The 21,540-nt window shown below is 70.2% G+C and carries 15 protein-coding genes and 1 rRNA gene; 13 read left to right on the plus strand and 3 right to left on the minus strand.

Going from position 1 to position 21,540, the window contains the following annotated elements; all coding sequences use genetic code 11:
- The first annotated feature begins 184 nt into the window (after positions 1-184).
- Together C4B68_RS24110 and C4B68_RS24115 are read left to right on the plus strand one after the other, a co-directional pair.
- Positions 185-3,859, plus strand: a complete 3,675-nt coding sequence (locus tag C4B68_RS24110; RefSeq protein WP_099501675.1) for a glycosyltransferase family 2 protein — start codon at positions 185-187, stop codon at positions 3,857-3,859.
- Positions 3,856-5,355, plus strand: coding sequence for a DUF5719 family protein (locus C4B68_RS24115; protein ID WP_099501673.1), 1,500 nt, complete (start codon positions 3,856-3,858; stop codon positions 5,353-5,355). The genes C4B68_RS24110 and C4B68_RS24115 overlap by 4 nt, the downstream gene beginning before the upstream one ends.
- 101 nt (positions 5,356-5,456) lie before the next feature.
- Here the strand turns inward: C4B68_RS24115 and C4B68_RS24120 are convergent, their stop codons facing one another.
- Positions 5,457-5,906, minus strand: a complete 450-nt coding sequence (locus C4B68_RS24120) for a metallopeptidase family protein (protein WP_099501671.1) — start codon at positions 5,904-5,906, stop codon at positions 5,457-5,459.
- 371 nt (positions 5,907-6,277) lie between these two features.
- On the opposite strand from C4B68_RS24120, the gene C4B68_RS24125 reads away from it, so the two are divergent.
- The 7 genes from C4B68_RS24125 to C4B68_RS24155 all read left to right on the plus strand — a co-directional run bounded on the left by C4B68_RS24125 (position 6,278) and on the right by C4B68_RS24155 (position 14,253).
- Positions 6,278-6,760, plus strand: coding sequence for a DUF3499 domain-containing protein (locus C4B68_RS24125; protein WP_167459152.1), 483 nt, complete (start codon positions 6,278-6,280; stop codon positions 6,758-6,760).
- Between the two features lie 249 nt (positions 6,761-7,009).
- Positions 7,010-8,626 (plus strand): L-lactate permease, encoded by a 1,617-nt coding sequence (locus C4B68_RS24130; RefSeq protein WP_099501669.1) that lies wholly within the window; start codon positions 7,010-7,012, stop codon positions 8,624-8,626.
- A 158-nt stretch (positions 8,627-8,784) separates the two neighbouring features.
- Positions 8,785-10,197 carry a phosphomannomutase/phosphoglucomutase gene (locus tag C4B68_RS24135; RefSeq protein ID WP_099501667.1) on the plus strand — a complete coding sequence of 471 codons (1,413 nt, stop codon included), beginning with the start codon at positions 8,785-8,787 and terminating at the stop codon, positions 10,195-10,197.
- Positions 10,198-10,462: 265 nt separating this feature from the next.
- A complete protein-coding gene (locus C4B68_RS24140; protein WP_099501666.1) occupies positions 10,463-10,633 on the plus strand; it encodes a Trm112 family protein in 171 nt (56 codons plus the stop codon).
- Positions 10,634-10,687: 54 nt separating this feature from the next.
- Complete coding sequence (locus C4B68_RS24145; RefSeq protein WP_099501664.1) at positions 10,688-11,815, plus strand: SIS domain-containing protein; 1,128 nt, start codon at positions 10,688-10,690, stop codon at positions 11,813-11,815.
- A 145-nt stretch (positions 11,816-11,960) separates the two neighbouring features.
- On the plus strand, positions 11,961-13,112 hold the full coding sequence (gene manA, locus C4B68_RS24150; protein ID WP_099501662.1) for a mannose-6-phosphate isomerase, class I: 1,152 nt from the start codon (positions 11,961-11,963) through the stop codon (positions 13,110-13,112).
- Positions 13,113-13,275: 163 nt separating this feature from the next.
- A complete protein-coding gene (locus C4B68_RS24155; RefSeq protein ID WP_099501660.1) occupies positions 13,276-14,253 on the plus strand; it encodes a cation diffusion facilitator family transporter in 978 nt (325 codons plus the stop codon).
- Between the two features lie 100 nt (positions 14,254-14,353).
- Here C4B68_RS24155 and C4B68_RS44125 read toward each other — a convergent pair whose 3' ends face one another.
- Positions 14,354-14,482 (minus strand): hypothetical protein, encoded by a 129-nt coding sequence (locus tag C4B68_RS44125; RefSeq protein WP_257217300.1) that lies wholly within the window; start codon positions 14,480-14,482, stop codon positions 14,354-14,356.
- 440 nt (positions 14,483-14,922) lie between these two features.
- Between C4B68_RS44125 and ahcY the strand changes: the two genes are divergently transcribed.
- Positions 14,923-16,380, plus strand: coding sequence for an adenosylhomocysteinase (gene ahcY / locus C4B68_RS24160; protein WP_099501659.1), 1,458 nt, complete (start codon positions 14,923-14,925; stop codon positions 16,378-16,380).
- Positions 16,381-16,479: 99 nt separating this feature from the next.
- Positions 16,480-17,094, plus strand: a complete 615-nt coding sequence (locus C4B68_RS24165) for a hypothetical protein (protein ID WP_099501657.1) — start codon at positions 16,480-16,482, stop codon at positions 17,092-17,094.
- Positions 17,095-17,172: 78 nt separating this feature from the next.
- On the opposite strand, the gene C4B68_RS24170 is transcribed toward C4B68_RS24165, so the two are convergent.
- The gene (locus C4B68_RS24170; RefSeq protein WP_099501655.1) at positions 17,173-18,123 is read right to left on the minus strand and encodes an RDD family protein; all 951 of its coding nucleotides are present in this window, start codon (positions 18,121-18,123) and stop codon (positions 17,173-17,175) included.
- A gap of 119 nt (positions 18,124-18,242) precedes the next feature.
- On the opposite strand from C4B68_RS24170, the gene C4B68_RS24175 reads away from it, so the two are divergent.
- Positions 18,243-19,250 carry a stage II sporulation protein M gene (locus C4B68_RS24175; RefSeq protein ID WP_099501654.1) on the plus strand — a complete coding sequence of 336 codons (1,008 nt, stop codon included), beginning with the start codon at positions 18,243-18,245 and terminating at the stop codon, positions 19,248-19,250.
- A gap of 583 nt (positions 19,251-19,833) precedes the next feature.
- Positions 19,834-21,359 (plus strand): 16S ribosomal RNA (locus C4B68_RS24185).
- Positions 21,360-21,540 lie beyond the last annotated feature (181 nt).

Genomic DNA, 21,540 nt, shown 5'->3' on the forward strand with positions numbered 1-21,540 from the left:
GACCGAACGGCGCACACCCCTCCGTACCGATACGTAACGAACGGCCCGTCGCAGGTGGGTTATCCACAGGCGGCGGGCCGCTGTGTTGCCCAGCCGTTAGTGTGGGCCCTCGTCCGAGACGTCCCGCTGTCCCCGCAGGGCACAGACGTCCACCGCAGTCCATCGAACCGGGGCCCGTACCTCGATGTCCGTGCACAGCCATTCGGCAGCCCAACACGACGCTGCCACTCCTGAGTTCCCGCGCCACGTCGTGACCGCGGTGCTCGTCTCCCACGACGGCGCCCGCTGGCTGCCCGAGGCGCTCTCCGGGCTGCTCGGCCAGGAGCGACCCGTGCAGAACGCGGTGGCGGCCGACACCGGCAGCGCGGACGACTCCGCCCAGCTGCTCACCGACGCGCTCGGCGCCGACCGGGTCCTGCACCTCGCCCGGCGCTCCGGCTTCGGCCAGGCCGTCGACGAGGCCGTCCGCGGCGCCCGTGTGCTCACTCCGGACGACCTGCCCTACCTGAAGCGCCCCAGCGGCTGGGACCCCGTCACGCGCACGTGGCGCGACGACGCCTACGACATGCCGGAACTCCCGCACGGCGAGCCCGAGCAGTGGCTGTGGCTGCTGCACGACGACAGCGCCCCCGAGCCGGACGCCCTGGCGCAGCTGCTGCGAGTCGTGGAGAGCGAGCGGGAGTTCGGCAGGGACGTCGCCGTCGTAGGCCCCAAGCTCCGCGGCTGGTACGACCGCCGTCAGCTCCTCGAGGTCGGCGTCACCATCGCCAACTCCGGCCGCCGCTGGACGGGCCTGGACCGCCGCGAACAGGACCAGGGGCAGCACGACCACGTCCACCCCGTGCTGTCCGTGTCCACCGCCGGAATGCTGATCCGGCGCGATGTCTACGAAGAGCTCGGCGGCTTCGACCGCCGGCTGCCCCTGATGCGCGACGACGTCGACCTGTGCTGGCGTGCCCAGGCCGTCGGCCACCGCGTCCTCGTCGCCCCCGAGTCGGTCGTACGACACGCCGAGGCGGCCTCCCGCGAGCGCCGCGCCGTCGACTGCGTGGGCCGCACCGCCGCGTCCCCGCACAAGGTCGACAAGGCGGGCGCCGTCTACACCCTCCTCGTCAACGCGCGTTCGGCACAGCTGCCCTGGGTCCTGATCCGCCTGGTCCTCGGCACGCTGCTGCGCACGGTCGCGTATCTCGTCGGCAAGGTCCCCGGACAGGCCGTCGACGAGATCCGCGGCCTCCTGGGCGTCCTGCTGCGCCCGGAGCGGATCATCGCCGGGCGGCGCAGGCGCGGCCGGCCGCTGGTCGACAAGGGCGAGTTGCGGGCGCTGTTCCCGCCGCCCGGCGCGACCGTGCGGGCCACCGTCGAGCAGGTCGCGAGCAACCTCGTGGGCCGCTCCGACCCCGAAGTCGCCGCCGGGGCCGGACGGCACGGCGGCGCGGTCGAGTCCGGACCGGGCGGCGACGACGACGCCGACTTCCTGGAGATCGAGCAGTTCGCCCGGCTCAAGCGCGTCGCCCGCAACCCCGGTCCGATGCTCTTCCTGGTGCTGCTCTTCGTCTCGCTGCTCGCCTGCCGTGAGCTGCTCGGCGGCGGGGCGCTCGCGGGCGGCGCGCTGCTGCCCGCGCCCGCCGACTCCTCCGAGCTGTGGTCGCGCTATCTCGACGGCTGGCATCCGGTCGGCGCGGGCGGCACTGAGTCCGCGCCGCCCTACCTCGCGCTCGTCGCGATGCTGGCCTCCCTGCTCCTCGGTTCCGCCGGGCTGGCGGTCACCGTCCTCCTGGTGGCCTCCGTGCCGCTGGCCGGCTTCGCCGCGTACTTCGCGTCGCGGCCCCTCGTCGAGTCGCGCTTGCTGCGCGCCTGGGCGTCCGTCGCGTACGCCTTCCTGCCCGCCGCCACCGGCGCGCTCGCGGGCGGCCGCATCGGCACGGCCGTCCTCGCGATCCTGCTGCCGCTCATCGCGCGCGCGGGCATTGCCGCGAGCGGGTTGAGCCACTCCTCCGGGTCGCGCGGCAGCTGGCGCGCCACCTGGGCGTACGCCCTGCTGCTGACGATCGCCACCGCGTTCACGCCGATCGTGTGGCCCATCGCGCTGGCCCTCGGAATCGCGCTTCTCGTAGTGCGCCGCAGCGACATCACGGCCTATGGAGCGCGCTTCCTGGCCCAGTTCGGCACCCCGCTGCTGATCCTCGCTCCCTGGTCGCTGACGCTGCTCCCGTTCGGCTTCTTCACGGAGGCCGGTCTGGAGTACGGCGAGAGCGCGGCCTCCGCGCTCGACCTGCTCGGCGCCAGCCCCGGCGGGCCCGGGACCGTCAGCGGGCTGATGCTGTTCGGCATCGTGCTGGCCGCGCTGGCCGCCCTGATGCGCACGCAGCGCCAGGCGGGGATCTGGACGGCCTGGGCCGTCGCCCTGGTGGCGCTCGTCTTCGCCGCGCTGTCCAACAGGTCCGCCTGGGCGGGGCCCGCGACGCTCGTCTACGGACTCGCGCTCCTCGCCGCCGCCGCGCTCGGCGCCGACGGGGCACGCGCGCGTGTGGCCGAGCAGAGCTTCGGCTGGCGCCAGCCGGTGGCCGCGCTCATCGCCTTCGCCTGCGCGGCCGGGCCCCTGCTCGTCGCCGCCGGATGGATGATCCGCGGCGCCGACGGACCCGTGGGGCGCCGCGACCCGGTGCAGGTGCCCGCGTTCGTCGCCGAAGAGAGCGGCACCCGCGACCAGGCCCGCACCCTCGTCCTCGCCAGCCGCTCGACCGCCAAGGTCGGTTACACCCTCGTGCGCGGCTCCGGCGCCCGCCTCGGCGACGCCGAACTCGCGGCGGTGGACGGCGCCAACAAGAAGCTCGACGAGGCCGTCGCCAACCTGGTGGCGGGTTCCGGCGCCGACCAGGCCGACGAACTCGGCGGCTTCGCCGTGCGCTACGTCCTGGTCCGCAAGGGCGCGCCCCGCGAGGTGAGCCGCGTCCTGGACGCCACGCCGGGCCTGACCCGGCTCAGCCAGCAGGACGGCAGCGCCCTGTGGCGCGTCGACCGGCAGGTCTCGCGCGCCGCGATCGTCCCCCAGTCCGGCGACGCGTTGTCCATCGCCGCCGGACCCGTCGAACTGCACACCACGATCCCCTCCGGAGCCGACGGCCGCGTCCTGCGTCTGGCCGACACGGCCGACGAGGGCTGGACGGCGACCCTGGACGGAAAGCCGCTCACCCGCACCACCGTCGACGGCTGGGCACAGGGCTTCGAACTGCCCGCGAGCGGTGGCAAGGTGGATGTCACCTTCGACGCTCCGATGAGCCACACCGCCTGGCTGTGGGCGCAGGGCGCACTCGCCCTCGTCCTCGTGGTGCTCGCGCTGCCCGGGCGGCGCCGGGACGTCGACGACGACCTCCCCGAGGAGCAGGCCGTCCCCGCCCAGGACGCCACGGGCGACGGCCGCCGCGCCCGCCGCCTGCGCGCCCAGGCCGAGGCCGAGCAGGCCGAGCAGGCGGCCCAGACCGTCCAGGACGGGGGTGCCCTTCCTCCTCCGGAGGAGGAGGTCCCTGCCACCGCCGTCCCGCAGCAGCAGACGTACGGCGAATGGGACACCCCGAGCTACGCGGACACCGACTACGGCACCTACGGCGGCGAGCAGTACCAGGGCCAGCAGTACCCGGCGGGCACCTACGAGCAGCCGTACCAGGCGGACCCCTACCAGGCCGGCCAGTACGACCCGTACGCCTACGGGGGCACCTCGTACGACCAGACGTACAGCCAGGGCTACGACCCCGCCAACCAGGGCTATGACACGGGCTACGACCCGGCGCAGCCCCCGATGCCCTCGCAGCCGCCGCACGGCACCGACAGTGAGCGCCCCGACGGGAGCCAGCAGTGAACCGCACCACCCTGTCCCTGATCGCCGGCGCGACCGCGCTCGCCGCCGTCACCGGATTCGCCACGCTCTCCGCGCCGTCCGCCTCCGGAGACAGCACCGCCAAGGCGGCCGCCCAGCTGCCCGTGGAGCGCACCAGCCTGCTCTGCCCGCAGCCGAGCACCTCCGACATCGCCGAGACCGCGTACACGTCCTTCACGCCCGTCTCCAAGGGCACGAGCGACAGCGGCAAGGCCGAACTCCGCGCCGCGACAGAGAAGTCGGCGGATGACACCGACGGCAACAAGAGCGGCAAGAGCGCCGACAAGCCGGTCGTGGAGCCCAAGGAGCCCGGCAAGCCGGCTACCGGCGACCGCTCGGGCGCCGAAGTTCCCGCCCTTGTCGGCACCGCCGAGGGCAAGTTCGCGCCCGGCTGGACCGTCCAGGAGACCACGGAGGTCGCCGCCGGCGCCGGGCGCGGTCTGCTCGGCACCAACTGCACCGCCCCGGACACCGAGTTCTGGTTCCCGGGCGCCAGCACCGCCGCCGACCGCACCGACTACGTGCACTTGACCAACCCCGACGACTCCGCCGCCGTCGTCGACATCCAGTTGTACGGCAAGGACGGCACCCTCAAGTCCACGGTGGGCGACGGCATCACGGTCCAGCCGCACGCCGGCGAGCAGATCCTGCTGAGCACGCTCACCGACGACCCGCAGACCAACCTCACGGTGCACGTGACGGTCCGCAGCGGCCGCGTCGGAGCCGCCGTGCAGGCCCTGGACGAGAAGCTCGGCGGCGACTGGCTGGCCGCCTCCGCCGACCCCACGGGCAGCCTGGTCCTGCCGGGCATCCCCAAGGACGCCACGTCTGTGCGCCTGGTCGCCTTCGCGCCCGGCGACGCCGACGCCGACCTGAAGGTGCGCCTCGCCTCCCCCTCGGCGCTGATCACTCCCGCGGGCAACGAGACGCTGCACGTGAAGTCCGGCATGACCGCCGCCGTCGACCTCGGTGACGTCACGCGCGGCGAGGCGGGCTCCCTGATCCTCACCCCCACCGGCGCGTCGGTGCCGGTCGTCGCCGCGCTGCGGGTCGTGCGCGGCAAGGGCGACGAGCAGGAGACCGCGTTCATCCCCGCCACCCGCCCGGTCGGCACGCGCGCGACGGTCGCCCAGAACAGCTCCAAGAGCACCACGCTCGCCCTGACCGCCCCCGGAGGTACCGCCGAGGTCAAGGTCACCGCGTCCGCGGGCAGCGAGGGCGGTACGGCCGCGACGAAGACGTTCACGATCAAGGGCGGCACGACCCAGAACGTGGAGGCACCCGTCCCGAGCGGCCTCAAGGGGACGTACGCACTGACGGTGGAGCCGGTCTCCGGTGGCTCCGTCTACGCCTCCCGGATGCTCACCGGCACCCAGGAGGGCGTCTCCGGCTTCACGGTCCAGACCCTCCCGGACGACCGCGGAACGGTGGCGGTGCCGCAGACGGAACAGGATCTTTCGGTGCTGCTGAAGCGCTGATCCGGCACGGGCAATCAGTCACGAGCGATCAGCACGAGGCGGCTGGTGATCCACCGGGTCCTCGAAACTCGCAGGGGCCCGGTGGGCGTGGTCGGCGGTCCCTAGTCCTCGCCGTACCGCGGATCGACCGTCTCCGGGGTCAGCCCCAGCAGCTCCGCTACCTGCTCCACGACGACCTCGTGCACCAGGGCGGCGCGCTCGTCGCGGCCCTTGGTACGGATCTCGACCGGGCGGCGGTAGACGACCACGCGCGCGGGGCGGCCGTCCCGCGCCGGGATCGTGCCGCCCAAGGGCACCGCCTCGTCGCTCCAGCCCTCGCCGGAGCCCTCGAGGCGGGGCACCTCGAGGACCAGGAAGTCGATGTCGGCCAGCTGCGGCCAGCGCCGCTCCAGCCGTTCCACGGAGTCCTGCACCAGATCCGCGAACGCCTCGGCACGGCTCGCGGAGAGCGGCACCTGGGGCGGCGCCACGGGGCCGCGCATGCCCCTTCCGTGGCGATCACGACGGCGGGGCCCAGGTGCGGCGGCGCGGGGCTGTACGGGGTTGTCCATCACTGACGAAGAGTAGTCCCCGTGAGGTCCGTGTGCCCGGCACCCACGCGGCCGCCCACGGACCGACGGCAGGCGGCTCGGCGATCTGTACGCACCGGGCTCGGCGGCCGGTACGGCACCCGGTCCGGCGGCCTGTGTGGCACGGAGCCCGGCGGCCTGTGTGGCACGGAGCCCGGCGGCCCGTGCGGCACGAAGCCAGGCGACCTATTCCGGATGTCGCTTGATGACCATTCCAGCCAAGGTTGGACTCGATTCCGTATCTCTCCAAGACCGTCGCTCACATGACATTTGACGTGGTTTGCTCCAAGTGGTGACCGGATTCAGGTCTGTTCGGCATGTCGTCATGTGATGTCGCCCCAGGTCAGGGCGGGATGTCCGGAGGCCTGTGTGGGCGGTGTCACAGCACGACACGGTGGGGTGACCTGGGGGAGAGTCGTCGCGGCCCGCTCAAGAGTGCGGTACCGTCCAACGTCGTGAGCCTTGTACGTCGCTGTTCGCGCACCGCTTGCGGCCGTCCCGCCGTCGCGACGCTGACGTACGTCTACGCCGACTCGACCGCGGTCCTCGGCCCGCTCGCCACCTACGCCGAACCCCACTGCTACGACCTGTGCGCCGAGCACTCCGAGCGCCTCACCGCGCCGCGCGGCTGGGAGGTCGTCCGGCTCGCCGACGCCTCGGGTCCCTCCCGCCCCAGTGGCGACGATCTGGAAGCGCTGGCCAACGCCGTGCGCGAGGCGGCCCGGCCGCAGCAGCGCGCCGCGGAGGCCGGTGGCGGCGGCAACGCCCGCTCGGCGGACCCGATGGAGGTCGCGCGCCGCGGCCATCTGCGGGTGCTGCGCTCGCCGGACAACTGAGTCCGGGCAGCTGAGTCCGGACGGCTGGGTCCTGACGGCTGGGTCCGTGCAGCTCGGTTCGGACTCTGAGTCCAGGCGGCTGATCCGCCCACGTGCGGCCCGACGGCCGAATCCGGACAACTGAGGCCAGTCGGCTCCTCCCGTTTCACCGGGTGATGCACACCCATTGACGCGTCGTTGTCGCGGACACGACCATTCCGTTTGCCGTGAGAAATCACTTTCCGCATCACGGAATCCGGGGAGGCGTCCGTGTACGTCCAGGAGCTCGAACCCGTCGCCGACTCGCTCGGCCCGTCCGCCCTCGTCGCCGCCCTGCCCCTGGTCATCGTGCTGGTCCTGCTCGGCGGCGTCCGCATGAAGGCTCATCGGGCAGGCCTGATCGGCCTTCTGGCGGCCGCTCTGGTCGCATGGCTCGCCTACGGCATGCCGGTCGGCCAGACGCTCTCCAGCGCCGCCCAGGGCGCCGTCTTCGGCCTCTTCCCCATCCTGTGGATCGTCGTCAACGCCCTGTGGGTGTACCGGATGACCGTCCGCACCCGGCACTTCGACATCCTGCGCCGCTCGTTCGGGCGACTGTCCGACGATCCGCGCATCCAGGCGCTCGTCGTCGCCTTCTGCTTCGGCGCGCTCCTGGAGGCCCTCGCGGGCTTCGGTGCGCCGGTCGCGATCTGTTCGGTGATGCTGGTCGCGCTCGGCTTCGACCCGGTGCGCGCCGCGGTGGTCGCACTCGTCGCCAACACCGCGCCGGTCGCGTTCGGCGCCATGGGCACACCGGTCGTGACGCTCGCCCAGGTCACGGGCCTGCCTCTGGATTCCGTCGCCTCCGTGGTGGGCCGTCAGACCCCGCTGCTGGCCCTCGTCGTGCCCCTCGTGCTGGTCGGCCTGGTCGACGGCCGACGCGGCCTGCGCGAGACCTGGGTGCCCGCCGTGGTGTGCGGAGTCGCCTTCGCCGCCGCCCAGTTCGCCGCCTCGAACTACGTCTCCGCGCAACTCGCCGACATCGGCGCCGCCTTGGCGGGCGCGGCCGCCCTGGTCGCCGTACCGCACACGCGCGTGCCCGTCGCCGAGCCCGTACGGGCCGCGGTCCTGACCGGCGTACGCACCGAGGACCTGGACGAGGAGGACCCGCGCCCCGAAGTCGTGCGCGCCTACGCCCCGTACGCGCTGATCGTCGCCATCTTCTCGGTCGCGCAGATCCCGGCCGTGAAGGACTGGCTGGCGCGGGCGACCCAGACGTACGACTGGCCCTTCCTGGACGTCGTCGACCCGGAGGGGAAGCCGGTCGGCGGGAACGTCTTCACCTGGCCGATCGTGTCGACCGGCGGCACCCTCGTGCTCCTCGCCGGGCTGTGCACGGCCGTCGTACTCGGGGTGCACGCGCGCGTGGCCGTCAAGGAATGGCTGGCGACGGTGCACGAGTTGAGGTTCGCGATCCTCACCGTGACGTCGGTGCTGGCCCTCGCCTATGTCATGAACCTCTCCGGACAGGCCGCCACGATCGGCCACTTCGTGGCGGCGGCCGGCGCGGGACTCGCCTTCTTGTCACCCGTTCTGGGCTGGTTCGGCGTAGCGGTGTCCGGCTCCGACACCTCGGCGAACGCCCTTTTCGGTGCCCTCCAGGTGAGCGCGGCCAGGGAGTCGGGACTGTCTCCCGAACTGCTCGCCGCCGCCAACAGTTCGGGCGGTGTCCTCGGCAAGATGATCTCGCCGCAGAACCTGACCATCGCGTGCGCGGCGGTCGGGCTCGCGGGCCGCGAGGGAGACCTGCTGCGCAAGGTGCTGCCGTGGAGCGTCGGACTGCTGCTGGTCATGTGTCTGATCGTGGTGGGACAGAGTTCACCGGTCCTGGAGTGGATGCTGCCCTGACCGGCCACGTTCCACCGGCATCACGGCCGGCCACGCCTCACCGGCAGCACGGCACGGGACCGCGGGCGGCGGATCCGCTTCCGCTCGGCGGCCGCACAGCCGGCTGTCAGTCCGGACGGGTAGTTTGGGGCCACCGAATGGATTCTGGAGGGTTGGCCGTGACTGCTGATCTGTCGCAGCTCGTAAAGGCGTACGACGTACGCGGTGTGGTCCCGGACCAGTGGGACGAGTCGTTGGCCGAGCTGTTCGGATCGGCTTTCGTCCAGGTGACCGGAGCGCGGGCGATCGTGATCGGGCACGACATGCGGCCCTCGTCGCCCGGCCTGTCGCGTGCCTTCGCGCGCGGTGCGGCGGCGCGCGGCGTCGACGTGACCGAAATCGGCCTGTGCTCCACGGACCAGCTCTACTACGCGTCGGGCGCGTTCGCCCTGCCGGGCGCCATGTTCACGGCCTCGCACAACCCCGCGCAGTACAACGGCATCAAGATGTGCCGGGCGGGCGCCGCCCCGGTCGGTCAGGACACCGGCCTCGCCGACATCCGCGAACTCGTCGAGTCCTGGCTCACCTCGGGCGCCCCGGCCTCGGACGCGACGCCGGGAACGATCACGCGGCGGGACACGTTGGACGATTACGCGGCGCACCTCCGCTCCCTCGTCGACCTGACCTCGATCCGCCCGCCCGTCTCCCACCACCGCCCTTCCAAGGAAAGCGCTTCGCGCCCCTCTCATCTCAAAGTCGTGGTCGACGCGGGCAACGGCATGGGTGGACACACGGTCCCGACCGTCTTCGCCGGCCTGCCCCTGGACCTCGTCCCGATGTACTTCGAACTGGACGGCACGTTCCCCAACCACGAGGCCAACCCGCTCGAGCCGGCGAACATCGTGGACCTCCAGAAGCGCGTGCGCGAGGAGGACGCCGACCTCGGCATCGCCTTCGACGGCGACGCGGACCGCTGCTTCGTCGTGGACGAGCACGGCGACCCGGTGTCCCCGTCCGCGATCACGGCCCTGGTCGCCTCCCGCGAGCTCGCCAAGCACGGCGGCGGCACGGTCATCCACAACCTCATCACCTCCTGGTCGGTTCCGGAGGCCGTCCGGGAGAACGGCGGCACCCCGGTCCGCACCCGCGTCGGCCACTCCTTCATCAAGGCCGAGATGGCCCGCACCGGCGCGATCTTCGGCGGCGAGCACTCCGCGCACTACTACTTCCGCGACTTCTGGAACGCCGACACGGGCATGCTGGCCGCCCTCCACGTCCTCGCCGCCCTCGGCGGCCAGGACGGCCCCCTCTCCCAACTCGTCGCCGCGTACGACCGCTACGCGGGCTCCGGCGAGATCAACTCCACGGTCGACGACCAGGCCGCCCGCCTCGCCGCCGTCAAGACCGCGTACGAGGGCCGCGAGGGCGTCAGCATCGACGAGCTCGACGGCCTCACCGTCACCGCCCAGGACTGGTGGTTCAACGTCCGCCCCTCCAACACGGAGCCCCTCCTCCGCCTGAACGCCGAGGCCCGGGACGAGGCGACGATGGCGAAGACGAGGGACGAGGTACTGGCGATCATCAGGGGCTAGTGCCAGTCCGTCCGGCGTTTGAGGACGAGTGCGCAGCGCGATACGGGGGTCTGGGGCGCTGCGTTCATCAGCGGCTCCGCCGCGGGGCCAAGTACGGGACGGGCAGGGGCGGAGGGGGCGAAAACCCCCGCCAACCCGCCCCCGCCACCTCACCCGGCAACCACCCCCGAGCGACCCCCACAAGCCAGCGCCGCGCCCCGGCGCGGAGTCCCCCCACAGCGGTACCCTGACCAGGCCGCATCCACCTGTTCGGAAGGACACCCCCATGCCGCTTGAAGCCGGCCTTCTGGAGATCCTCGCCTGCCCGGCCTGCCACGCCCCGCTCAAGGAGCAGGAGAGTGAGCTGATCTGCACGGGAGGCGACTGCGGCCTGGCCTACCCCGTCCGCGACGGCATCCCCGTCCTCCTCGTGGACGAGGCACGCCGCCCCGCGTAAGCGGACAGGGCGTCACACTCAGCGACACACCGGCGATCGGAGGCTGCCGACCCCATGCTCGACGAATCGCTGCTCGACGACCCCGAGGCGCTGGCCCGCGCCGACCGGCGGGAGCTGCTCCGCGGTGCCGCCGAGGCCGGCGCCCGCGTACGCACCGCGGTCCGGCACGCCACCGAGGCCGGGATCCCGGAGCTGAAGCCGGACGGCCGCCCGCGCGCCGTCATGATCGCGGGCCCCGGTTTGGCCGCCACCGGCGTCGCCGAACTGCTCGGCACCATCGTCGGGGCGAGCTGCCCGCTCACCCGGCTCACCCCCACGGGTGTCGCCCCCGCGGCGGGCGCCCTGCGCTGGGAACTGCCCGGCTGGGCGGGCCCCATGGACCTCCTCCTGGTGGCCACGCCCGACGGCATCGAACCAAGCCTCGAACTCCTGATCGAGCAGGCGTACCGGCGCGGCTGCACCGTGGCCGCCGTGGCCCCGGCCCACTCCCCGATCGCCGAAGCGGTGGATCGCGCGCACGGCCTCTTCGTACCGATGGCGACCGCACCGTACGAGCAGGACGAACCCCTGGCGGCCTCCGCCCCCGGCGTCCTGTGGGCGCTGCTCACCCCGCTGCTCTCCCTCCTCGACCGCACCGGCCTGGTCTCGGCGCCGCCCGAGGTCCTGCAGAAGGTCGCCGACCGTCTCGACCACGTCGCCGAGCGCTGCGGTCCGGCCATCGCGACGTACAGCAACCCCGCCAAGACACTCGCCGCCGACCTGGCCGAGGCGCTCCCGGTGATCTGGACGGAGGGCACCTCCGCGGGCCCCGCCGGCCGCCGTTTCACCGCCGCGCTCGCCGAGCTCGCGGGCCGTCCCGCACTCACCGCCGAACTCCCCGAGGCGCTGGCCGCCCACAGCGTGCTGCTCGCGGGCGCACTGGCCGCGGGCGCCGACCCCGACGACTTCTTCCGGGACCGCGTCGAGGAGGCACAGGCCCTGCACGCGCGCGTGGTCCTGCTCCGCGACCGCCCGATCGGCGGCATCAGCGCGGCACCCGCCGCCCGCGAACTCGCGCTCAGCCACGACACCGCGGTCAGCGAGCTCGAGCCCGAGGAGGGCGGAGAGCTGGAGACCCTCGCAGAGCTGATCGCCATCACGGATTTCGCCGCCGTTTACCTGGCGCTCGCTTCGGCCGCCTGATCTTGACTCCGACACCTTGACCTTCGTACGCGGAGATGTCGGCAGTCTTAGATTTAGACAACCTTCGTGCGCGGCGGGTTCGAGACCCTGACCGTACGCGGAGGCACGATCCGCGTCGTACGCAGAAGGAACCGTAGAGATTCGTATGGACCGCCTCGAGAACACCATCCGCCCCTACGCCTGGGGTTCGACCACCGCCATCCCGCGGCTGCTCGGCGTGGAGCCGACCGGTGAACCGCAGGCGGAGATGTGGATGGGCGCCCACCCGGGCGCGCCCTCGCGCACCGCGCGCGGTCCGCTCGACGAGGTCATCGCCGAGGACCCCGAGAGGGAACTCGGCCGCGCGGCCGCCACCAAGTTCGGCCCCCGCCTGCCGTTCCTGCTGAAGATCCTCGCCGCAGGCGCCCCCCTCTCCCTCCAGGTGCACCCCAACCTCGAACAGGCGAAGGAGGGTTACGAGGACGAGGAGCGCCGCGGCATCCCGATCGACGCGGGCCACCGCAACTACAAGGACGCCAACCACAAGCCCGAACTGATCTGCGCCCTCACGGAGTTCGACGGCCTGTGCGGCTTCCGCTCCCCCGACGAGGCCGCCGAACTGCTCGCGGGCCTCGACGTCGACTCCCTCAAGCCGTACGTCGACCTGCTGCACGCACACCCCGGGGACGCGGCGCTGCGCGAGGTCCTGACGGCGGTGCTGAGCGCGGACCCCGACGGCATGGCCCACACGGTCACCGAGGCCGCGGCCGCCTGCGCCCGCCTCGGCGGCGCCTACGCCCCCTACGCCGACATCGCCCACCACTTCCCGGGCGACCCGGGCGTCATCGCCGCCATGCTGCTCAACTACGTCCAACTGCAGCCCGGCGAGGCCCTGTTCCTGGGCGCCGGGGTCCCGCACGCGTACTTGAACGGCCTGGGCGTGGAGATCATGGCCAACAGCGACAACGTCCTGCGCTGCGGCCTGACCCCCAAGCACGTCGACGTCCCCGAGCTCCTGCGCATCGTCCGCTTCGAGGCGAGCGACCCCGGCGTCCTGCGCCCGGAGGCGTCCCCGGACGGCGAGGAGGTCTACGAGACCCCCATCGACGAGTTCCGCCTCTCCCGGTACGTCCTCGCGGAGGCCGCCGCCGCGCACGACCTCACGCGCGAGACCCCGCAGATCCTCCTCTGCACGGCGGGTTCCGTCCACGCGGACGGCATCACGCTGGCCCCCGGCCAGTCGGTCTTCGTACCGGCGGGCGAAAAGGCCGAGGTGTCCGGAAACGGCACGGTCTTCCGTGCGACTGTGGTGGCCTGACGGGGCGACGGTGATGGCCTGAGGCGCTCACTTCGGTGGCCAGACGCGCCGTTGTCTGACCGGGCTGCAAGAATGGCGTACCGCAAAGAGCGGGCAAAGCCAGGACCGGCGTACGAGGTACGAACGGGTCCCGGGACGGCGTACGAAGGGACAGCAGAAGCAGATGAGCGCTTCAGGCGGCACCAAAGCGATCGTGGCGGCACTCGCCGCCAACCTCGCGATCGCGGCATCGAAGTTCGTGGCGTTCGCCTTCAGTGGCTCGTCCTCGATGCTTGCCGAGGGAGTCCACTCGCTCGCCGACTCCGGCAACCAGGCCCTGCTCCTGGTCGGCGGCAAGAAGGCCCAGCGCGAGGCGACCCCGCAGCACCCCTTCGGCTACGGCCGCGAGCGCTACATCTATGCCTTCCTCGTCTCGATCGTCCTCTTCTCGGTCGGCGGCATGTTTGCCGTCTACGAGGGCTACGAGAAGATCAAGCACCCGCACGAGATCGAGCACTGGTACTGGCCGGTCGGCGTCCTGGTGTTCGCGATCATCGCTGAGACGTTTTCCTTCCGGACGGCCATCAAGGAGTCCAACCCGCTGCGCGCGGGCAGGTCCTGGAAGGAGTTCGTCCGCCACGCCAAGGCCCCCGAGCTGCCGGTCGTCCTCCTGGAGGACCTGGGCGCACTGGTCGGTCTGATCCTCGCGCTCGGCGGTGTCGGTCTGTCCCTGATCACCGGCGACGGCGTCTGGGACGGCATCGGCACGATCTGCATCGGTGTCCTCCTCATCCTGATCGCGCTGGTCCTCGCCGCCGAGACCAAGTCCCTCCTCCTCGGCGAGGCCGCGGGCATCGACGAGGTCAAGAAGATCGAGAAGGCCGTCGTCGACGGCGAGACCGTCACCGGCCTCATCCACATGCGCACCCTCCACATCGGCCCGGAGGAGCTCCTCGTCGCCGCCAAGATCGCCGTCCAGCGCGACAGCACGGCCGCCGAGATCGCCACCGCGATCGACGCCGCCGAATCCCGCATCCGCGCCGCCGTCCCGATCGCCCGCGTGATCTACCTGGAACCGGACATCTACAGCGAGGCGGAGGCGGCGAAGGGCCCGGACCGCGAGGCGACGCCCGGGGGACCGGCCCACACGCCCGAACACTGAGTTCTTCCTCTACGTGCCATAAGCGCTTCTCTACTTGTACGTGGCTGGGGCCCGCCTGGGTGATGAAGGCGGGCCCCAGCCACGTACGCACGTACATCCGTCAGACGTGCACGGCCCACAGCGTCATGGGCGGCACCACCCGACTCCGCGGCCGTACGACGACGGCGGCCATCCCGAAGCCGACTCCAGCAAGGGCGATGGGCACCCCGACCACCCCGGTGACAGACATCCCGGTGACAGCGAGCGCGACGGAAGAGCCGCTCACCAACGGCGCAAATCGGCGCCATGCTTTCCCGCCGCACCGAGGCCGCCGCACAGGTACTGCCCGCAAAAACGGACAACCCGATCAGCAACACCAGCCCCAACGGCGCCAACACCCAGCCGTGATCGCCAATCCTCCTTTCCTGTGAACGTCGGGCGCACGGGACCCCGCCGTTGCCGGAGGCGGACTGGGGAGGGCCGGGCCCACCGGTGTAGCTTGGTGGGGAGCCAGACGTCGCTGCTGATGGCGGTCGGGCGGTCCCACCGGGACCGGCCGAGGGAGAGAGGGCCTCCGACGGACTGCGCTGCGCGCACCGGGCACCCCAGTGCCCACTTGGGCATGCGCATGCCCGCCGCCGCGCAGACCAGCCGTATCCACCTCGCCCCAATCCCGAGGAGCAGCTCGTCATGACGACTGTCGACAACCGACAGGACTTCAAGGTCGCCGACCTCTCCCTGGCCGCGTTCGGCCGCAAGGAGATCACCCTCGCCGAGCACGAGATGCCCGGCCTGATGGCAATCCGCAAGGAGTACGCCGAGGCGCAGCCCCTCGCGGGCGCCCGCGTCACCGGCTCCCTGCACATGACGGTGCAGACCGCCGTCCTCATCGAGACCTTGGTCGCCCTGGGCGCCGAGGTCCGCTGGGCCTCCTGCAACATCTTCTCCACCCAGGACCACGCCGCCGCCGCCATCGCGGTCGGCCCGAACGGCACGCCCGACAACCCCCAGGGCATCCCGGTCTTCGCCTGGAAGGGCGAGACCCTGGAGGAGTACTGGTGGTGCACGGAGCAGGCCCTGACCTGGCCGAACACCCCCACCGGCGGCCCGAACATGATCCTGGACGACGGCGGTGACGCCACCCTCCTCGTCCACAAGGGCGTCGAGTACGAGAAGGACGGCAAGGTTCCCTCCGTCGACACCGCGGAGTCCGACGAGCACCGCGTCGTCCTCGAACTCCTGCAGCGCACCATCACCGACGGCTCGCAGAAGTGGACCCAGCTCGCCTCGGAGATCCGCGGCGTGACCGAGGAGACCACCACCGGCGTCCACCGTCTCTACGAGATGCACCGCGACGGCACCCTCCTCTTCCCGGCGATCAACGTGAACGACGCCGTGACGAAGTCGAAGTTCGACAACAAGTACGGCTGCCGCCACTCCCTGATCGACGGCATCAACCGCGCCACCGACACCCTGATCGGCGGCAAGACCGCCGTCGTCTGCGGCTACGGCGACGTGGGCAAGGGCTGCGCGGAGTCCCTGCGCGGACAGGGCGCTCGCGTGATCATCACCGAGATCGACCCGATCTGCGCGCTGCAGGCCGCCATGGACGGCTACCAGGTCACGACCCTCGACGAGGTCATCGACAAGGCCGACATCTTCGTCACCACGACCGGCAACAAGGACATCATCATGGCCGCCGACATGGCCAAGATGAAGCACCAGGCGATCGTCGGCAACATCGGTCACTTCGACAACGAGATCGACATGGCCGGCCTCGCGAAGATCCCGGGCATCGTCAAGGACGAGGTCAAGCCCCAGGTGCACACCTGGACGCTCCCGGACGGCAAGGTGATCATCGTGCTGTCCGAGGGCCGCCTGCTGAACCTGGGCAACGCCACCGGACACCCCTCCTTCGTGATGTCCAACTCGTTCGCGGACCAGACGCTGGCCCAGATCGAGCTGTTCACCAAGCCCGAGGAGTACCCGACCGACGTCCACGTGCTGCCCAAGCACCTGGACGAGAAGGTCGCCCGCCTCCACCTCGACGCGCTCGGCGTGAAGCTAACGACGCTGCGCCCCGAGCAGGCTGCGTACATCGGTGTCGAGGTCGAAGGCCCCTTCAAGCCGGACCACTACCGCTACTGAGCACCCCGCCGAGCAGCGGTACCACCGCTCGGCGTACGGATGTCAGCAGGCCCTCGCCGTCATGGCGGGGGCCTGTCCCCGATGAGGACCTGAACGCCTATGCCCCGCGGCCGTTATTCGCTCCATGATCCGCACGATCACACCCCCCTCGCTGAAGAGCACTTCCACTGCGCGCCCGGCCCCTCCGGCTGGCGCTATGTCTCCCAAATCACCACCCCCTCCGGCGACCCCACCGGCTCCGTCGACCTCGCCCTCGACGACCTCGGCCGCCCCATCCGTCTCGAACTGCACGCCGCGAGCTGGCAGGTCCGCGGCGCCGCGCTCGACGGTGTGACCTGGGTCCGCACCGGCCCCACGGGCGCGGAGGCCACCGAAGGCAATGTTCGCGCCCACGCCTTCACCGGCACTTCTCCCGCGTTCCTCATCGCCACCGCCCGTCTCCTTCGCCTCACCCCCTCCGACGCCGCGACCCGCGTACGCCTCGTCGCCTTCACGGACCCGGTCCTCGCCCCACGCACCGTCGACCAGTCCTGGGCCTTGATCGCAAGAGAAACACACGCCACTGACAACGGCCCTCTGTCCGTGGACGAATACCAGGTCACAGCCCTGGACACGGGGGAGCAGCACGCCGTGCACATCGCGGGAGACGTGGTGCTGGCGGCGCCCGGCATCGAGCTGGAATACCTCGAATCACCGCCGTCGGTCTTCACCTGACGACCGCTGGTTCCGTTTCCCCCTGACGACGGCAGCTTCCGCCACGATGTTCGGTGCCGGCTGCGCCTCGATGGCTCGTTACGCGGGCGGTACGAAGCCCGTCGCGGGGCGATCGACTCGGTCGGCCGGCGGCACGGCCTGCGGTGCAGCTTGGGATGAGGCTTGCGGTGCCTCCTGCGGCACGGCGGGTTGCGGCGCCCGCGGCGACGCTGCTCCCGGAACCGCTGACGCAGCCGCGGGAGCTGCCGGGTTCGGATAGGGGTAGGAAGGTGCGCCGGGCGGCGGTGCGAACGCACGCCGAGCCTCCCGCGCCTGCCGCTCCTGTACCACGGCAGCGAGATAGGCGGTCGCCGGAACACCCTGCGGCGCCGGGGTCCCCGTACGGGCGGCGAGATCCATGGCCAGCCGTTCCGCCATCGCCCTGCCGACCTGCGGATCCAACTGCTGCATCCGTGTCAGGTACTGGCGGATGGCCAGCCACAACCCGTCCGGCACCGCGGACAGATCAAGCCCCGTGAACCGTCCCGCCAGCCAGGGCGGCGGCGGGGGCACGAACGGCATGCGCCCGGTCGGAATCCTTTCCCGAACGACGAGAGTCCCCGCGAACACGTCACCGAGCCGCCGCCCCCGCGCCGATACCAGGGAGGCGATGCACGCGACGATCCCGAACGTCATCAGAATCTCGACCACACCGACGGCACCACGCACCAGCGCATGCCGGAACCGGATCGGCCCACCGTCGTCCCGTACCACCCGCAACCCGAATGCCAGCTTCCCGAGCGAGCGGCCGTGGCTGAGCGTCTCCACCGCGATCGGCCCGCCCACCAGCACGAGAACGAAACTCGTGATCGACACCGCGATCTGCGCCGCCTCGTCCAGGGCAGCCGTCGCAGCCACCAGACCGATGGTCACGATGATGTAGACGGCCATGGCCACGACCAGGTCGAGCAGCACAGCCAGCGCTCGGCTCGGCAGCTTCGCGGGGCGCAGCTCCAGCGCCACCGCCTCGCCCGTCACTAGCTCACTCACGCTCGCCTTCCTTCCCCTGACCTGCCCCGAGAGCGGCCAGTCTGCCAAGCTGAGGGCACATCGCGCCGCAGTACTACAAGCTGACACCCGCGACGAGCAGCCGAGGAGCAGCCAACCCGATGGACCTCGACGTCTTCGTGTCCGCCCACCGCGCCGAGTGGGACAGGCTCGACACCCTGCTGCGCCGCCAGCGCCGCCTCACCGGAGCCGAGGCCGACGAACTCGTCGCCCTGTACCAGCGCACCGCCACCCACCTCTCCCTGATCCAGTCAAGCGCACCGGACCCTCAGCTCACCGGCCGCCTCAGCCAACTCGTGGCACGCGCGCGTAGCGCGGTGACGGGCACTCGTCGTGCCTCCTGGCGCGATGCCACCCGCTTTTTGACCCGCGGATTCCCGGCAGCGGTCTACCGCTCGCGCCACTGGTGGGTGCCGACGGCGCTCCTCTCCACTGCGATCGCGGCCCTCCTGGGGTGGTGGATAGGCACGCACCCCGAGGTCCAGTCCTCGATCGGGGCCCCCAGCGAACTGCGCGACCTCACCCGCCCCGGTGGCCAGTACGAGACGTACTACTCGAGCCACCCCGCCGCCTCCTTCGCGGCCCAGGTGTGGACGAACAACGCCCAGGCCGCCGCGATGTGCCTGGTCCTGGGTGTCTTCCTGGGCATCCCGGTCCTCTGGATCCTCTTCCAGAACATGCTCAACCTGGGCGTCGGCATCGGCCTGATGTCCTCGGCCGGCCGCCTCGACACCTTCCTGGGACTTGTCCTCCCACATGGCCTTCTCGAACTGACCGCCGTCTTCGTCGCCGCGGGCACAGGTCTGCGACTGGGCTGGACGGTGATCGACCCGGGGCCGCGTTCCCGCCGTACGGCGCTCGCCGAAGAGGGTCGAGCCGCCCTGGGCATGGCGATAGGCCTGGCACTGATCCTCTTCATCTCGGGCGCCATCGAAGGCTTCGTCACGCCGTCCGGCCTCCCCACCTGGGCCCGTATCGCCATCGGAATCGCTGCTGAACTGGTCTTTCTCGCGTACGTCTATGTCCTGGGCGGTCGTGCGGCGAGAGCTGGCGACACTGGCGACGTCGACGAGGCCGAGCGCAGCGCTGTCCTTCCAACGGCCGCCTGATGTGCGGGCACCCCTGTTGACCTGCTACTGTCCTCTTCGCCCAGCAGGAGCCGTTGACACGGAACCTGCGGGGAGGTAGATTTGAACGGTTGCCGAGAGAACTGGACATGTCCAGTGGCAGCAGCTAGTCTCTGCTTGCCTCTGGAAACGTCGATTTCCGAGAGGCCACTCCCGATGAATCAGAAATGGCCACCGGTCAGTCCGGCCCAAAACTTCTGATAAAGTTGGGATCGCCGGAAAGGGAAACGCGAAAGCGGAAACCTGGAAAGCGCCGAGGAAATCGGATCGGGAAGATCTGGTAGAGTCGGAAACGCAGGACCGAAGGGAAGCGCCCGGAGGAAAGCCTGAGAGAGTCTCTCGGGTGAGTACAAAGGAAGCGTCCGTTCCTTGAGAACTCAACAGCGTGCCAAAAATCAACGCCAGATATGTTGATACCCCGTCTCCGGCCGATCGGCTGGGGCGAGGTTCCTTTGAAAAAGTCCTGCCCTTCGGGGCAGGCGCACAGCGAGGACGCTGTGAACGATCGGTCTTATTCCGGCTGATCGTTCCGCTCTCGTGGTGTCGTCCCGATTACGGGAAAACATTCACGGAGAGTTTGATCCTGGCTCAGGACGAACGCTGGCGGCGTGCTTAACACATGCAAGTCGAACGATGAAGCCCTTCGGGGTGGATTAGTGGCGAACGGGTGAGTAACACGTGGGCAATCTGCCCTTCACTCTGGGACAAGCCCTGGAAACGGGGTCTAATACCGGATACGACCCGGGAGCGCATGCTCCTGGGTGGAAAGCTCCGGCGGTGAAGGATGAGCCCGCGGCCTATCAGCTTGTTGGTGAGGTAGTGGCTCACCAAGGCGACGACGGGTAGCCGGCCTGAGAGGGCGACCGGCCACACTGGGACTGAGACACGGCCCAGACTCCTACGGGAGGCAGCAGTGGGGAATATTGCACAATGGGCGAAAGCCTGATGCAGCGACGCCGCGTGAGGGATGACGGCCTTCGGGTTGTAAACCTCTTTCAGCAGGGAAGAAGCGAAAGTGACGGTACCTGCAGAAGAAGCGCCGGCTAACTACGTGCCAGCAGCCGCGGTAATACGTAGGGCGCAAGCGTTGTCCGGAATTATTGGGCGTAAAGAGCTCGTAGGCGGCTTGTCGCGTCGGTTGTGAAAGCCCGGGGCTTAACCCCGGGTCTGCAGTCGATACGGGCAGGCTAGAGTGTGGTAGGGGAGATCGGAATTCCTGGTGTAGCGGTGAAATGCGCAGATATCAGGAGGAACACCGGTGGCGAAGGCGGATCTCTGGGCCATTACTGACGCTGAGGAGCGAAAGCGTGGGGAGCGAACAGGATTAGATACCCTGGTAGTCCACGCCGTAAACGGTGGGCACTAGGTGTTGGCGACATTCCACGTCGTCGGTGCCGCAGCTAACGCATTAAGTGCCCCGCCTGGGGAGTACGGCCGCAAGGCTAAAACTCAAAGGAATTGACGGGGGCCCGCACAAGCAGCGGAGCATGTGGCTTAATTCGACGCAACGCGAAGAACCTTACCAAGGCTTGACATACACCGGAAACATCCAGAGATGGGTGCCCCCTTGTGGTCGGTGTACAGGTGGTGCATGGCTGTCGTCAGCTCGTGTCGTGAGATGTTGGGTTAAGTCCCGCAACGAGCGCAACCCTTGTTCTGTGTTGCCAGCATGCCCTTCGGGGTGATGGGGACTCACAGGAGACTGCCGGGGTCAACTCGGAGGAAGGTGGGGACGACGTCAAGTCATCATGCCCCTTATGTCTTGGGCTGCACACGTGCTACAATGGCAGGTACAATGAGCTGCGAAGCCGCGAGGCGGAGCGAATCTCAAAAAGCCTGTCTCAGTTCGGATTGGGGTCTGCAACTCGACCCCATGAAGTCGGAGTTGCTAGTAATCGCAGATCAGCATTGCTGCGGTGAATACGTTCCCGGGCCTTGTACACACCGCCCGTCACGTCACGAAAGTCGGTAACACCCGAAGCCGGTGGCCCAACCCCTTGTGGGAGGGAGCTGTCGAAGGTGGGACTGGCGATTGGGACGAAGTCGTAACAAGGTAGCCGTACCGGAAGGTGCGGCTGGATCACCTCCTTTCTAAGGAGCACTTCTCACCAACGACCTTCGGGGACTTGGTCAGAGGCCAGTACATCGGCGAACGTCCGATGCTGGTTGCTCATGGGTGGAACGTTGATTATTCGGCACGATCCAGGATGGATCAGGCGCTAGTACTGCCCCTCGGGGCGTGGAACGCTGATCTGGTCAGCTGATCGTGTCG

Source organism: Streptomyces dengpaensis (assembly GCF_002946835.1).
Lineage (GTDB): Bacteria > Actinomycetota > Actinomycetes > Streptomycetales > Streptomycetaceae > Streptomyces > Streptomyces dengpaensis.

Coding starts and splice junctions, on each gene's coding strand:
- C4B68_RS24140 (WP_099501666.1), top strand. CDS start 10,463: ATGCCGCTTGAAGCCGGCCTTCTGGAGATCCTCGCCTGCCCGGCCTGC.
- C4B68_RS24155 (WP_099501660.1), top strand. CDS start 13,276: ATGAGCGCTTCAGGCGGCACCAAAGCGATCGTGGCGGCACTCGCCGCC.
- C4B68_RS44125 (WP_257217300.1), bottom strand. CDS start 14,482: ATGTCTGTCACCGGGGTGGTCGGGGTGCCCATCGCCCTTGCTGGAGTC.
- manA (WP_099501662.1), top strand. CDS start 11,961: ATGGACCGCCTCGAGAACACCATCCGCCCCTACGCCTGGGGTTCGACC.
- C4B68_RS24145 (WP_099501664.1), top strand. CDS start 10,688: ATGCTCGACGAATCGCTGCTCGACGACCCCGAGGCGCTGGCCCGCGCC.
- C4B68_RS24165 (WP_099501657.1), top strand. CDS start 16,480: ATGCCCCGCGGCCGTTATTCGCTCCATGATCCGCACGATCACACCCCC.
- C4B68_RS24175 (WP_099501654.1), top strand. CDS start 18,243: ATGGACCTCGACGTCTTCGTGTCCGCCCACCGCGCCGAGTGGGACAGG.
- C4B68_RS24120 (WP_099501671.1), bottom strand. CDS start 5,906: ATGGACAACCCCGTACAGCCCCGCGCCGCCGCACCTGGGCCCCGCCGT.
- C4B68_RS24125 (WP_167459152.1), top strand. CDS start 6,278: ATGTCCGGAGGCCTGTGTGGGCGGTGTCACAGCACGACACGGTGGGGT.
- ahcY (WP_099501659.1), top strand. CDS start 14,923: ATGACGACTGTCGACAACCGACAGGACTTCAAGGTCGCCGACCTCTCC.
- C4B68_RS24110 (WP_099501675.1), top strand. CDS start 185: ATGTCCGTGCACAGCCATTCGGCAGCCCAACACGACGCTGCCACTCCT.